The sequence below is a fragment of the Arenibacterium halophilum genome (genome assembly GCF_005938225.1).
In the GTDB taxonomy this organism is placed as follows: Bacteria; Pseudomonadota; Alphaproteobacteria; order Rhodobacterales; family Rhodobacteraceae; genus Arenibacterium; species Arenibacterium halophilum.
Genome location: NZ_VCPC01000003.1, coordinates 21455 through 36574, shown reverse-complemented (window position 1 = coordinate 36574; position 15120 = coordinate 21455). Strand labels below are relative to the sequence as shown.

Below are 15120 nucleotides of genomic sequence, written 5' to 3'. Positions count from 1 at the left end.
AGCGGCAGTTACGCCGCTATGTTACCGCTAACAATCATACTCCGGCAGGAATATCAACCACTCGCGCCTAGGTCGGCAGTTCCTTGGATGGGATCACCGGAAAGAAGTCGCCGCCCGACCACAGCCCGAACCAACCGTCGTGATGCTCTCCGATCTCGACCAGCCGGTAAAAGCTCTTGCGATCAATCAACGCTTCGAGGTTGGCGCGCACCAGAACATAGGGCGACGGTTCCCCGGTTTCGGCATCCCGTTCCACACGCAATGGCGCGTCTGCCCCGGCACTGACCTTGTCGCCCACATTTGTGGCAAATGTCAGAACCTGATCGCGGCCCTCGCCCGTCGCCTCGAAATCAACCGCGACAAAGGGCGCGTCATCCACCGTGATCCCGACCTTTTCAACCGGCGTGACAAGAAAATAATCGTCGCCTTCCTTCTTCAGGATCGTTGAAAACAAACGCACAAGTTCGGGTCGGCCGATGGGCGTGCCCAGATAGAACCATGTGCCGTCACGGGCGATACGCATGTCCAGATCGCCACAGAACTCGGGATTCCACAGATGCACAGGCGGCAGGCCACGCGATTTTCCGGCGGCGCGGACCGAGGCGGCGATGCCTTCGGCGGATGGGGTCACGGCATTTTGTCCGCTCATTGCTTTTGCCATTTCCTTCGCTCGGGGTACACTCTTAGGAAAGCATATATGTGCGATGAAAGGAAAGTCATGCCCGAGTCGGAGGATCTGGTCGCCGCGATCGAAACGGTCGAGGCCAAGCTGGCCGAGGCGAAAGCCTCGATCACACGGCGATTCATCGGCCAGGAACAGGTGGTTGACCTCACGTTGACGGCGCTGCTCTGCGGCGGTCATGCCCTGCTGATCGGCCTGCCCGGGCTGGGCAAGACGCGGCTGGTGGAAACCTTGTCGACTGTGATGGGTCTGCACGGCAACCGTATCCAGTTCACGCCCGATCTGATGCCGGCCGACATCCTTGGTTCCGAAGTTCTCGACACCGCTGCCGATGGCACACGGAACTTCCGCTTTGTTCAAGGCCCGATCTTTTGCGAACTTCTGATGGCCGATGAAATCAACCGCGCCAGCCCGCGCACGCAATCGGCGCTGTTGCAGGCGATGCAGGAACGCATGGTCACGGTCGCGGGCGAAAACCGCGATCTGGGCGCGGCGTTCCACGTTCTTGCCACGCAGAACCCGATTGAACAGGAAGGCACCTACCCCCTGCCCGAGGCCCAGCTTGACCGTTTCCTTGTGCAGATCGACGTCGCCTATCCCGACCGTGACACCGAACGTGCGATCCTGCTGGCCACCACCGGCGTCGCCGAAGACGAGGCCGTTGCCGTCTTTACCCGAGAGGAACTGTTGGCCGCGCAGAAGCTGCTGCGCCGGATGCCAGTGGGCGATTCGGTGGTGGAAATGATCCTTGATCTTGTCCGCGCCTTCCGCCCCGACGAACCCGACGCCTCGGACAAGGTGCGTGACACCGTCGCATGGGGCCCCGGCCCGCGTGCCGCGCAGGCGCTGATGCTGACGGTGCGCGCCCGTGCGATGCTGCAGGGGCGGCTCGCCCCCAATGCCGAGGATGTGCTGGCAATGGCGCGCCCCGTACTCAGCCATCGGATGGCGCTGAACTTTGCCGCCCGTGCGCGCGGCGACAGCCTGTCGGAGCTCATTGACCAGACCGCCCGCGCCCTTGGCAAAACCGAGGCTGCGGCGTGACACCAGACACCGCCCTACGCCACAGCGCCGAAGCCGAAGCCGCGCGCCTGCCCGCGCTGCTGGCCCGGGCCGAGCATCTGGCCGGAACGGTCCTGTTGGGCGATCACGGGCGGCGGCGCGCTGGCATGGGCGATGATTTCTGGCAATACCGCCCGGCGCAATTCGGCGACAGCCGCCGCATGATCGATCACCGGCGCAGCGCCCATGGCGATCAGCAATTCGTGCGCGAACGCGAATGGCAGATCGCGCAATCTGTGATGCTCTGGGTCGATCAGGGCGCGTCGATGCGCTTTGCGTCAGATCCGAAAACCTTGGGCACCAAGGCCGATCGCGCCCGCCTGCTGGGGCTGGCGATCGCCGTGCTGCTGGTGCGCGGCGGCGAACGCGTGGGCCTGACCGGAACCAGCCTTCCGCCCCGGCGCGGCAATGCGCAGATCATGCGCCTGGCGCAGGCGCTGGTGGTGGATGCCGATGCCGATTACGCGCCACCCGAACACCGTGCCATGCTACCCCATGCCCGCGCGGTGTTTATCTCTGACTTCCTTGGCGACATGGCCGAGGTCCGGCTTGCGCTGACCAAGGCCGCCGACCGTGGCGTGCGCGGCGTGGTCTATCAGGTGCTGGACCCGGCCGAAGAACAGTTTCCCTTTCGCGGGCGCACCATTTTCGAAAGCGTCGGCGGCAGCCTGCGGCATGAAACGCTGAAGGCATCAGACCTGCGTGACCGCTACCTTGCCCGGCTGGCCGAACGCCGGGACGAACTGGCGCAGCTGTGCCGCGCCACCGGCTGGCAATTTGGCCTGCACCATACCGGCGACAGCGCGCAATCGGCGCTGCTGTGGCTGTATCGTGCGCTGGACGGAGGCACCGCGTGACCGTTCTGGGCGGCATTGGATTTACCGCGCCCTGGCTGCTGTTGGGGCTTCTGGCGCTGCCGGTGCTGTGGATCATCCTGCGCGCCGTACCGCCCGCGCCAATCCGGCGCCGGTTCCCGGGGGTCGCCCTGCTTCTGGGCCTGCGCGACGACGAAACCGTGACCGACCGCACGCCGTGGTGGTTGTTGCTGTTGCGGATGCTGGCGGTGGCCGCGATGATCGTCGGTCTGGCCGGTCCGGTTCTGAACCCCACCGTGAATCGTGACGGGAACGGGCCGTTGCTGATCGTGCTGGATGGCACATGGGCCGGGGCCGGGCATTGGGGTGACAAGATCGGACTGATCCAGTCGCAGCTGCAAGAGGCCGGGCGCGCGGGCCGCCCTGTCGGCATTTTGCAACTGACCGCGCCCGAACCGGTCAGCTTTCAGGCCGCGAATGCCGCCGCCAGCCGCCTGCCCGGGCTGAAACCGATGCCGTGGTCGCCTTCGGACGCGATGATCGATCGCGCGACAGAGGCGCTGGCCGCGGTCGAGGGCGATTTCGACACCCATTGGTTCGGCGACGGGCTGGCCTACGACGGGCGCGACACGCTGATCGCCGCGTTGCAAGAGCGCGGCACTGTTTCCGCCTATCAGACCCAGGCCGAGGTGCTGGGCCTTGGCCCGGCGAGTTTCGAGGACAACGCCATCCAGCTGACCGCCCGCCGGTCTGTCGGTGGGCCGGAACGCACGGTCGATATCATCGCTCAGGGCCGCGACCCGGCAGGTAACACCCGCGTGCTGGCGCAGGTGCCCGCCGCGTTCGAGTCAGGCGCAACCGAGACCACCGCCGCCCTGTCGCTGCCTGCCGAGCTGCGCGCCCGCATTACCCGGTTCGAGCTGCGCGGGCTTCGCTCGGCCGGTGCGCTCTCGATGACCGACGACGCTCTGCGCCGCCGCGAGGTTGCTCTGATTGCCGGGCGGGACGACCGTGAAGGGCTCGAACTGCTGTCGCCGCTGCACTACCTGGAACAGGCACTGGCCCCTTCGGCAGACCTGCTGACCGGCGCGTTGGGCGATCTGCTGCCTGCGAATCCCGATGTGGTCGTGCTGGCCGATATCGCGACACTGTCCCCGGCGGAATCCGATGCATTGGCGGAATGGATCGACGGCGGCGGGATGCTTCTGCGCTTTGCCGGGCCGCGCCTTGCCGCCAGTGATGTCAGTCGCGATGAGGAAGATCCGCTGATGCCCGTGCGCCTGCGGGCCGGTGGCCGCAGTGTCGGCGGCGCGATGAGCTGGGGCGAACCCAAGATGCTTGCGCCCTTTGCCGAAGAGTCGCCCTTTTATGGCCTTCCGGTGCCCGAGGATGTGACGGTGACCGCGCAGGTCATGGCCCAGCCCGATCCGAACCTTGCTAACCGCGTGATCGCGTCACTCTCGGATGGCACACCGCTGGTGACGCGCAAGGCTATTGGTCAGGGGCAGGTGGTGCTGTTCCATGTCACCGCCAATGCCGAATGGTCATCGCTGCCGCTGTCGGGTCTGTTTGTCGAAATGCTGGAACGGTTGGCTGTGTCTTCGGCCGCAAAACGCCCCAGCGCCGCCGATCTGGAAGGCACGACATGGACGCCGGTTCAGGTGATGGACGGCTTTGGCACCCTGTCGGACGCGGGCACCCTGCCCGGAGTCGCGGGCCCCGCGCTGGCCGATGCGCCGGTCGGCCCCGATCTGCAACCGGGCCTCTACCGCAGCGGCGACCGGCGGCTGGCCCGCAACGTGCTGACCGCGGATACCACGCTTGCGCCAGCCGCCTGGCCCGCCAGTATTCCCGTGACCGGGCTGGCGGTGGCCGCCGAATGGCCACTGGGCGGCGCGTTGCTGGTGCTGGCGCTGGCGCTTCTGGTGGGCGATATCGTCGCCTCGCTGGCACTGTCGGGCCGCCTGTCGCCCGCTGGCGCAGGCACCACCGCCGCAATCGCCCTTGCCGCGGTGATGGCCATGCCCCAGGCCGCGCAGGCGCAGGACGACCCCGAGGATTTCGCCCTTGCCGCCACGTCTGAACTGGTGCTGGCTCATGTCATCACCGGCAATCCCCAAGTTGACGACATCGCGTTGGCCGGGCTGCGCGGCCTTGCCGATACGCTGTATTTCCGCACATCGGTTGAACCCTCGCTTCCGATGAGCATCAATCTGGAAACGGACGAACTGGCGTTTTTCCCGCTGCTCTACTGGCCGGTCACGCCGGATCAGCCGATCCCCTCGGACGAGGCCTATGCCAAGCTGAATGCCTACCTGCGCTCGGGCGGGATGATCCTGTTCGACACCCGCGATGCCGATGTGTCGCGCTTTGGCGCCGCCAGTCCCACGGGGCGCAAGCTGCAACAGCTGGCCGCGCCGCTGGATATTCCCCCGCTGGAACCGCTGCCCTCCGACCATGTGCTGACGCGCACCTTCTACCTGCTTCAGGATTTTCCGGGCCGCCACGCCGGGCGCGAGGTCTGGGTCGAAGCCGCGCCGCCGGATGCCGAACAGATCGAAGGCATGCCGTTCCGTAACCTCAACGACGGAGTGACCCCGGTGGTGATCGGCGGCAACGACTGGGCCGCCGCTTGGGCGGTGGATCGAGAGGGGCGCGCGCTGCTGCCCGTGGGGCGTGGCTTTTCCGGCGAACGCCAGCGCGAACTGGCCTTCCGTTTTGGGGTGAACCTTGTGATGCACGTGCTGACCGGCAATTACAAATCCGATCAGGTGCACGTGCCTGCGCTGCTGGACAGGCTGGGCCAATGACCGGAACGCTGATCTTCGACCCGCTTGTGCCGCTGCCGCTGCTGGTGGCGATTGCCGTGCTAGCCTTTGCCGGGCTGGCGCTTGCGCTTTGGCGCGGGCTTGCGGGCTGGCCCCTGCGCACGCTGGCGGCGCTGGTCCTGCTGGGCGCGCTGGCCGGTCCGGTCTATCAACAAGAAGATCGCGATCCGCTGTCCGACATCGTTCTGCTGCTGGAAGACACCAGCGCCAGCCAATCCCTGTCCGACCGCCCCGCACAGACTGCCGAAGCGCTGGAAGAGTTGGAAAGCGAACTGGCAAGCCGCCCCAATACCGAAGTGCGCCGCGTCCCGGTGCCCGACGGCGAAGGCGACGAAGGCACCCGGCTGATGGCCGCCCTGTCCGAGGCGCTGGCCGAAGAGCCCAGCGCACGGGTCGCCGGAATTATCGCGCTGTCGGACGGCCGCGTGCACGATGCCGATCTGGCCCCCGATCTGCCCGCGCCGCTGCATCTGCTGATAACCGGGCGCGATTCCGATTGGGACCGTCGCCTGATCGTCGCCAACGCCCCCGCCTTCGCGATCATTGGCGAACCCGTCACCCTGACCCTGCGGATCGAAGACAGCGGCGCGGTTCCCGACGCCATCGGCGCGACCGCGCCGCTCGAAATCTCGGTCGATGGCGGAGAGCCTGCCCGCTATGATGTGCCCGTGGGACAGGACATCGACCTGCCCGTAACGCTCGGCCACGGCGGCAACAACGTGATCCGCTTCTCGGTCCCCACCGCCGATGGTGAATTGACCGACCGCAACAATACCGCCTTGATCCAGATGAACGGCGTGCGCGATCGGCTGCGGGTGCTGCTCGTCTCGGGCGAGCCGCATCCGGGCGGGCGCACATGGCGCAACCTGCTGAAATCCGACAGTTCGGTCGATCTGGTGCATTTCACCATCCTGCGCCCGCCTGAAAAACAGGATGGCGTGCCGGTGGCCGAACTCTCGCTGATCGCCTTCCCCACGCGCGAACTGTTCATGGAGAAGATTGATGATTTCGACCTGATCATCTTCGACCGCTACAAGCGGCGCGGCATCCTGCCTGCGCTCTACCTTGACAACGTGGCGCAATATGTCGCCCGCGGCGGCGCCGTTCTGGTGGCAGCGGGCCCCGATTTCGCCAGCGCCGACAGCATCTTCCGCTCTCCTCTTGGCCCGGTGATCCCGGCCGAACCCACCGCACGCGTGCTGGAACAGCGCTATCGCCCGCAGGTGACCGACATGGGCCAGCGCCACCCCGTAACCGGCGATCTGGGCGATCCGGAAACCTGGGGAGGATGGCTGCGTCAGATCGAGGTGACCCCGACGTCCGGCAATACCCTGATGTCGGGGCTGGACGATCGCCCGCTGCTGGTGCTTGACCGTGTCGGCGAAGGCCGCGTCGCCCTTCTCGCGTCTGACCATGCGTGGCTTTGGAATCGCGGCTACGAAGGAGGCGGCCCGCAGTTGGAACTGCTGCGCCGCCTCGCCCACTGGATGATGAAGGAACCCGAGCTTGAAGAAGAGGCGCTGGTCGCCGAAGTACCGCAAGGCCAGACCATGCGCATCATCCGCCGCACCCTGTCTGACAGCGTGGGCCCAGTCACGGTCACCCGCCCCGACGGGCAGACCGAAACGGTCGAGCTGCGCGAAACCGCGCCGGGCCGGTTCGAAACGCTCTACCGCGGGAACGAGATCGGCCTCTACCGCCTGGCCGAGGGCGATTTGGAAACCGTCATCGGCCTGGGCCCGGCTGCCCCCCGCGAGTTCGAAGAAACCATCTCCACGGGCGACATCCTCGCCCCGGTGATCGCCCCGCAACGCGGCGGCATCATGGCACTCGAAGATGGCACGCCCTCGCTGCGCGACATCCGCCCCGGCCGCCCGGCCTCTGGGCGCGGCTGGATCGGGCTGACCCCGCGCAACGCCTATGAAACCAGCGACGTCACCCAAACCGCGCTGCTGCCGCCCTGGCTGGTGCTGCTGCTGGCGGCGCTGCTGATCACCGGCGGCTGGCTGCGCGAAGGCCGCCGCTGACCCGCCACCCCCTGCTTCTTTTCGGAAAAATCACTCAAATCCGCCGCGCGCGGCACATGCAAAAGCTGCGGGTCAATCCAGCCGGATCGTCACCCGGTCCGACCGGCCCGCCCCGTCGATCACCACAAGCGTGGAAAATCCCGGCCCCGGCACACCAATGTCGATCTCGCGCGCTCGAACCCCGCGTGCAACAGGTGCGCCATTGGCCAACACCGAAAACGGTTCGGTCCCACCGCGCAGGCGCAGCGTCAGTGGAGCGCCCGGCTCCACCAGCACGCGCGCGCCATCGGGTGGAAAGGCCAGTTCCGGCGCCGACGCCTCTGCCATGTCGCCACCGCGCGCCTCGAACCGGCGCAGCGGCATGGGCAGATCCGCACCCGACACGATCAGCGTGGAGGGTGGCGGTGGCGGCAAACGGTCGAACGCCGGTTTCAACCGCCCGAAGGCCTCGAACAGCACCGGCGCGGCCAGGCTGCCACCAAAGGCGCCCGGCACCGGCGTGCCGTTGGGCCGCCCCATCCACACGCCAATCACATGCGCCCCGTCATAGCCGATGGCCCAGGCATCGCGGTGCCCATAGGACGTACCTGTCTTGTAGGCCAGCACACCCGCAGGCGCGCCCGGCGGTGGCGCCAACCCGGCCAGGATATTGCCAACCTGCCAGGCCGCCTCGGGGCTGGTGACGCGGCCGCCCATCACGCGCGGCGCCGCCTGCGCTTCGCGCAGCACAGGCCCCGTGCCGCCGTTGGCCAGCGCCGCATAGACCTGCACCAGATCGCGCAGGCTCATCCCCAGACCGCCCAGCGAAATCGCCAGACCGGGCCGCCCGCCGGGGATACGCACCTGCGCCCCCGCACGATGCAGCGCCGCAACCACGCGGGCAGGGCCCAGCGCCTCGGCCAGCTTGACCACCGGGATGTTCAGCGACTGTTGCAATGCCTCGCGCACGCGGATGTCGCCGCGAAACTGCCCGTCGAAATTCTGAGGCGCGTATTGACCGAACCGGACGGGTCCGTCGTGGATGATCGTCTCGGGGTGGGCCAGCCCCTGGTCGAAAGCCAGACCATAGATCACCGGTTTCAGCAAAGACCCCGGAGACCGTATTGCGCGGGTCATGTCGACATAGCCCTCGCGCCCCGGGCTGCCCGCATAATCCGCCGACCCGACCGACGCGATGACATCGCCGGTCGCCCGGTCCGCCACCACGATGGCGGTGGATATCCGCGCCCCCGCCCGGCGTGCCGCCGCGCGGGCCAGATCCTCCATCGCGGCCTGCGCGCGCGACTCAAGCACGGTCGCGATCAGCGGTGCGCCCGGGGCCTCAGCGCGCAGGGTATCGCCCAGATGCGCCGCCAGCCGGGGAAAGGCGCGCAGACCGTCTGGCAGCGGCGCGCGCTGTTCCACTTGCGCCACAACTTCGCTTAGAACACCTGCGTCCACCATCCGCGCCAGCACCGCATCACGCGCCGCGCGCGCGGCCTCGGGGTGGCGGTCGGGCCGCCGCGTTTCTGGCGATTGCGGCAGCGCGACCAGCAGCGCCGCCTGCGCAGGTGTCAACCGGCGCGGCGGCTTGCCGAACCAGCCGTAGGCGGCAGCACGGATGCCTTCGACATTGCCGCCATAGGGCGCATTAGTCAGGTAAAGCTGCAGGATCGACGCCTTGTCCATCCGTCGCTCCAGCGCCAGCGCCACGCGGATCTGGCGCAGCTTGCCCGCCCAGCGCCCCGTGCTGCCGTCTTCAAGCAGCCGCGCCACCTGCATGGTGAGCGTGGACCCTCCCGACACCGCGCGCCCGTGTAGAACCGCCTGCCCCGCCGCCCGCAGCAACGCCAGCGGGTCGACTCCGGCGTGCTGCCAGAACCGCTTGTCCTCATAGCGCACCAGCATGGCGATGAACTCCGGGTCCACATCCGCGACCCGCACCGCCATGCGCCACAGCCCGTCGCCCACCTGCCAGACGCGCAGAGGCACACCCGCGCGGTCGTGCATTTCAACCGAGGTTTCCGAGAACGCCGGCGGAAGCCGGGTGGCGTCGATCCAATCGTCGACGCCAGCGCGCAGCCCCGCGCCAAGGCCCAACGCCAGCGCAAGCCCGAACAGCCAGCGCGCGGGCCTGATCATTCCGCGATCACCACGCGCCCCGTGTCGGTGCGGGCACGATAGCGCGGGCGGTACATATCCTCGACCGAGGCCGCCGGGTGGTAAAAATCGCCCGGGGTCACCGCCCGCGCCACATAGGCCAGCGTGATCGTCTGCCCGTCGCGCAGGTCGATGGCTGACAGGAAGCGATCACTGCGGAATTCGCTGTGCGTGGCATCGGACAGGCTCAGCCCGTCCAGCGCGCCCATATCCCCCGCGCGCAGCAAGTTGGGGTTGTCGATTTCCACTCCCGCCGGAAGCGGATCGTCGATCATCAACCGCGCGCCGCCGTCTTCAAACGGCGTGACCCGCAGCACGGTCACGAACCGCTGCCCGACCGTCAGGGACGTCACATCCAGCGGCGCGCCCTCGGGGGTCAGATAGCTGCGCTCGATCCGATAGCCGGTGCCGCCCGCCTCGGGTGCGACAACGGGTACGCCGAAGGTGGTCAGCGTCACATCAGTTGTCTGCCCATCGGCGGCTGCAATCGACAACCCACCATCGCCTGCGTCGTCTTCCAGCACGCGCACGAACGGCCCCTCGACCGGAGCGCCGTTGACCTGAAGCCCCGACCCCGGCGCGGCGATCAGCGCGCGCGCCGCCATCAGCGTCCATGCCGCTTCCTGCGTCGACAGGTTCGCCCCCGGCGCGGTCACGCGGGTCAGCAGCGCGGTGCGGTCGATGGCCGTGCTGCCGGCTTCGGTCGCCAGCGCCAGAACGGCGGCGCTATCGCGCAGGTCGGTACCGAAATCGGCACGCCAGACAGGCACCTCGGCGGCCTTGGCGGCATCGGCGGCGATCATGCGGGCCGCGCGGGCGAACATCGCATCGGCACGCATCTGGTCGCCGTAAGACGCCAGCGCCGCGCCCACTTGCGCCGCCGCCAGCGGGGTCGAGAACGCATCGCCCTTCACGTCGGCGTAATAGCGCAGGTCGCCCATCGCCGCCGTGCCTTCGCGTGCCAGGATCATCAGCGCATAGGCGATATCCTCGCCCCCGCTGTCGAAATCGGCGGCATAGCTGATGCGGTTGCGCAGGTTGTCCATCGCCAGCCGATAGGCCAGATCAGGCACCGCATGGCCCTGATCGCGCGCCCGTGACAGGAAGTCCGAGACATAGGCATCCAGCCAGAAATTCCCCGCTTCGGCGCGCCACAAGCCAAACGCGCCGTTGGGCGCCTGCCGCGCCAGAACGCGCGCAATCGCGGCGTCGATCCTGTCTTCCACCGCCGGGCCATCGCCCAGCCCCGTGGCGCGCGCCACCGACGACAGGTACAGCAGAGGCATCGCCGCCGAAGTCACCTGTTCGGTGCAGCCATAGGGGTAGCGGTCCAACTGCTCCAGCAGCGCGGGCGCGTTAAACCGCGCGATCGGCCCGGCGGACAGGATTGCCTTGCCGGTGCCCGGGCGCAGCCCGTCGAACACGTCGGGCGTAAAGGCAAAGCTGCTGCCCCCCGCCAAAGCGAACTGCCGGGTCTGCGCCACGACCGGATCGTTGGCGCGCACCGGCAGGCGCAGCGTCTGGGTCAGCGCCTGCCCGTCCGGCGTGGTCAGAACCACGTCGAAAGTGGGGTCACCCACGCGAATGCCCGTAACGGGAACCGACAGGCTGGTGCGCTGGCCCTCGGCCAGGGTCAGCGTGGTGGCCACCGCGCCCACGGTCAGCTCGCCCCCGACGCGGGTGATCGCCAGACCCATCCCGCCTGCTGGGCCATCGGCATGGGCCACGTCCAGCCGGATGCGGCTGGTGTCGCCGGGCGCAAGAAAGTTCGGAACCGAGGCCGTCACCACCACCGGGTCGCGCACGATCATGTCGCGGCTGGCCTGCCCGACGCCGGTGCGCGACCACGCCACAGCCATCAGGCGCACGGTGCCATTGAACGGCGGCAGCTTCACATCCACCTCGGCGCGGCCATCGGGGCCGACCTGGACCGGGCCGCTGAAAACGGCCATCAGATCCTGCGTCGGCGGCGGCGATTGCATCCGCGCGCCCTGATCGGCATCCCCGCCGGATCGCACATCGGCCATCGCGCCCGACATGCCGTCGATCAGCCGCCCGTAAACATCGCGCAGATCGACGCCAAGGCGGCGCTGGCCAAAGTAATAGCCCTGCGGATCGGGCGCCTGATAGCCGGTCAGGTTCAGGATGCCCAGGTCGACGGCGGCCAGCGTCAGCCAGACCTCTTCGCCCTCGCGTGCACCATCGACCTGCACGCCAATGGTCTGGGTCTGCCGGGGGCGTGCCACTTCGGGCGCATCAATCGACACGCTCAGCGCCTTCTCACCGGGGGCGACGCTGGCGTGGGCAATGCCAAGGCTGCGCGCCGGGTTTTGCCCGGCGGCCACATCCATCGGGCGGATCAGCGAAACGGCCACATAGGCCCCCGCGCCCCAGCTTTCCTCGACCGTCAGCGGGATGACCGAGTCGCCCTCGGGAAGGTCCACCACCTGCCGCGCGATCACGTGATCCGACAGGACCGAGACCAGCGCCGTTCCCGCATGGCGTGCCACCACGCGCAGCCGGGCCGTATCGCCCACCCCGTAGTCGGCGCGATCCAGCGAGACCTGAAGCCGGTCGGGCGTGTCGGATCCGGCAGCGGGCGCATACCAACCCGCGTAGAAATCAACCGACGAGGCGGTGTAATCGCCCCCGACCCGTTCCACGACCAATTCGTACTGGCCCCAGTCGACGGGTGTTTCCAACGCCAGCGGATCGGTGCCAATCTCGACCTCGCCACTGGCGACACGGCTGCGGCGGGTGGTGCGTTCGTAATTCCATTCGCCGTACAGCTGATACCATTGATAGCGCGTGTTCAGCCGGTTCAGCGTCCACTTCACGCGCATTGGCGCTGGCGTCAGATCAGGGGACAGCGCGATCACGCGGAACTGCGCCGCGCTGCCTTCGGCGACCACATCGTCGAACATCGGGCGGATGCCAATCACCGGGCCATCCGGGCGCACCGGGGCCGAGATGCGGCGCTCCACCGGCCGGGCCGAGCCATCGGCCAGCCGTGCCACCACGTCCAGCGTCAGGGGGCGGCCCTTCGTATCGGGTTCGGGCAGCTCCAGCGCCACGCGCGCCTGCCCGGCGGCATCGGTGCGCTCTCCGCCAAAGCGGTTGGTGCGCGACTGGCTTTCATCGTCGAACCGACCAAAGCGATAGCCGTCCCAGCCCGCCACGCTGTCGGCGGCGCGCAGGGTGGCAAAGCCCTCGATGGTCAAATCAGCGCCCGGCGCGCCGAACAGGTAACGCGCATCGATGCCCAGCGCGGGCCGGTCGCCCGGAAAAATCGGCGCATCGGGCAGGCTCAGATCAAAATCAATCCGTTCGGGCAGGAAATCCTCGACCAGCACCGTCTGGCTGGCCAGAGTTTCAGACTTCGGGTCAGTCTTGATGTCCAGCCGCCAGGTGCCCCGCGGCACGCCGCCGCCGGTGGCAAAGGAAAATACATGCCCGCCCGCATCGCCGCCGTCGGAAATCAGACGGCGGTATTCCACGCCATCGGGGCGCGAGAGCACGGCCATCAGGGGCAGCCCCTCGATGGCAGTAGCCCCGGCGTCGCGGGCGAGAACGGTGGCGTTGATGGTTTCGCCCGCACGATAGGCGCCCCGATCCGTCGTCAAGAACACGTCGACCGGACCGGCCGGTGCGCGGCCTTCGACGCCGCGATCGGACAGGTCGAAGGCCGGGTCGATCAGCGACAGGAAGCCAAGATCGCTCTCGCCATCGCTGGCCAGCACCAGCGCGGGCGCGGCCGCCCCGGTTCCGCGCGTCAGCCCGGCGGCAAAATCCACGCGGCCCTCGGCATCGGTGGTGGCCGTGCCCAGCACCGCATTGGCGCGCGACACCAGCGTGACCTCGATCCCTTCGCGGGCGGCGGCATCGGACAGCCCCCGCACATCGACATGCAGCCCATCGGTGCCCGACATGGTGGAAATGCCCAGATCGGACAGCACGAACCACTGCGTGGCACCCGGATCGTCATAGGGATCGGCACCCGGCACCCGCGCGGTCAGGGCGTAAATCCCCGGCGGCTGATCGGCGATGGCCTGCCCCATCGGCAAGCGTACTGTCATCGACCGATTCAACTCGGACGGCACATCGGCGCTGCCGGACCACACGTCCTGCGCCACATTGTCGGAAAAATCGTCAAGCTCCCATTGTGAAAGCGGCCGCGCGAAATACCCCTGTTGCATGGCGCGCAGCAGGTTCCTGTCGCTCACGCGGCGCAGGGTCAGGTCCAGCGCGGTCAGGTTCACCGTTTCCACCGGCAGCGCGGCGTCGGCGGCACGCGGCAGCACATAGGCGCGGCCCGGAAAGGCGACCGAGGGCGCCCGGTCGCGCACGTATTGGGTGATGGTCACTTCACGCGCCAGCGTTTCGCCACTGGCCGCAGGCAGCCCGGCGCGAAAGGTCACGCGATAGCGGCTGCCGTGGCTGACGCCGTCGATGCACAGCTGGGTGTCGTTCGGCTGTACCACCAGCGTCTGGTCATCAAGCCGTACGAAGAGGTCGTAATCGACGCCCGCGTTGACCAGCGGTTCGCTGAACCGGGCACAGATGCGCGGCGCGGCGCTGTCGCTTTCCACCTCGGTATCGGTGATGCGGAACCCGTATTTGCCGATGGCCGTGTCCAGCGCCTCTTCCAGCTCGGCCCGGGGCTGTTCGCTGACGGCCAGCCGCAGGATCGGGATCATCTCGCGCCCGCGGCCCATGCGTTCCAGCGCCTGCGAGGCGATCAGCAGCGCGCTGGCGCGGCCCGCCGGGGCCGGATCGCGCAGGTAGCCGTTGATGGCGGCCGACAGCGCGTCGGCCTCTGCGCGGCGCTGATCCGCGCCACGATTGGGTTTCAACCGCAGCGACAGGCGCGCGTATTCCACCCACAGATCGGCGCGGTCGGCCAGCGAAATCGCCGCACCGATCCAATTGCGCGCAGCGGCGGTATCGTTGCGCGCGCGCGAATTGATTGCGGCCTCGATCATCAGTTGCAGGTTTTCGTCGCCCGCGAAGTGGCGCAGGCCGATGTCACGGGCCAAGGCGCGGGCATCGTCGATCACCTCTCCACGGAGGTCCGGCAAGGCCTGCGCGCGGGTGTCTGCGACGGCGGAAATGCCAGCCTCTGTCGCGATCTTGCGCGCCGAAACCGCGCCCACGAAGGGCGTCATATCCTGCACGCCACGTTTCGGGAAACAGGCATTCGAGCGGCTGTTGAAGGTAAAGGCGCCGCATTGCGGATTGGCCGAACAGGCCCGCACGCAGCTTTGCAGATCGGTGCCGAAAAGCGAATCGAGATCAGCGCCGTAGAAATCCATATCGCGCGTGGCGATGTACCGAAACTCGGGCAGGGCCTGCTGTGCCACCGCTGTGCTGCCGACTGCCATGGCGATCCACGCCAGAATCGCTATCAGAACCCGTGCCATGCCCAATCTCCTCGTTACGTCGAAAAATCGTCGCATGGGGGCGCGGGATTCGGCAAGTTCTGCGGCCATGCCCCGGTGATTAAGCACTTCTTCACCGAGTCGCAGGATTTTAACCGTCATTGATTTCACCCCCGTGCCGGTCCCCCG

Annotated in this window: 7 protein-coding genes; 4 read left to right on the top strand and 3 right to left on the bottom strand. The window is 67.8% G+C overall.

What is annotated here, in order from left to right:
- Positions 1 to 67: 67 nt before the first annotated feature.
- Positions 68 to 649 (bottom strand): DUF1285 domain-containing protein, encoded by a 582-nt coding sequence (locus tag FGK64_RS13395; RefSeq protein WP_138864354.1) that lies wholly within the window; start codon positions 647 to 649, stop codon positions 68 to 70.
- A 69-nt stretch (positions 650 to 718) separates the two neighbouring features.
- Between FGK64_RS13395 and FGK64_RS13390 the strand changes: the two genes are divergently transcribed.
- From FGK64_RS13390 to FGK64_RS13375, 4 genes are read left to right on the top strand one after another with little or no spacing between them, the layout of a single operon-like run.
- Positions 719 to 1726, top strand: a complete 1008-nt coding sequence (locus FGK64_RS13390; protein WP_138864353.1) for an AAA family ATPase — start codon at positions 719 to 721, stop codon at positions 1724 to 1726.
- Positions 1723 to 2601 carry a DUF58 domain-containing protein gene (locus FGK64_RS13385; protein ID WP_138864352.1) on the top strand — a complete coding sequence of 293 codons (879 nt, stop codon included), beginning with the start codon at positions 1723 to 1725 and terminating at the stop codon, positions 2599 to 2601. Before FGK64_RS13390 ends, FGK64_RS13385 begins: the two co-directional genes overlap by 4 nt.
- Complete coding sequence (locus FGK64_RS13380; RefSeq protein WP_138864351.1) at positions 2598 to 5369, top strand: DUF4159 domain-containing protein; 2772 nt, start codon at positions 2598 to 2600, stop codon at positions 5367 to 5369. Before FGK64_RS13385 ends, FGK64_RS13380 begins: the two co-directional genes overlap by 4 nt.
- Entirely contained in the window at positions 5366 to 7414 is a 2049-nt protein-coding gene (locus FGK64_RS13375) for a hypothetical protein (RefSeq protein WP_138864350.1), read from the top strand. The genes FGK64_RS13380 and FGK64_RS13375 overlap by 4 nt, the downstream gene beginning before the upstream one ends.
- Positions 7415 to 7486: 72 nt before the next feature.
- Here FGK64_RS13375 and pbpC read toward each other — a convergent pair whose 3' ends face one another.
- A complete protein-coding gene (pbpC, locus tag FGK64_RS13370) occupies positions 7487 to 9535 on the bottom strand; it encodes a penicillin-binding protein 1C (protein ID WP_138864349.1) in 2049 nt (682 codons plus the stop codon).
- The gene (locus FGK64_RS13365) at positions 9532 to 14973 is read right to left on the bottom strand and encodes an alpha-2-macroglobulin family protein (protein ID WP_138864348.1); all 5442 of its coding nucleotides are present in this window, start codon (positions 14971 to 14973) and stop codon (positions 9532 to 9534) included. Before FGK64_RS13365 ends, pbpC begins: the two co-directional genes overlap by 4 nt.
- Positions 14974 to 15120: the final 147 nt, after the last annotated feature.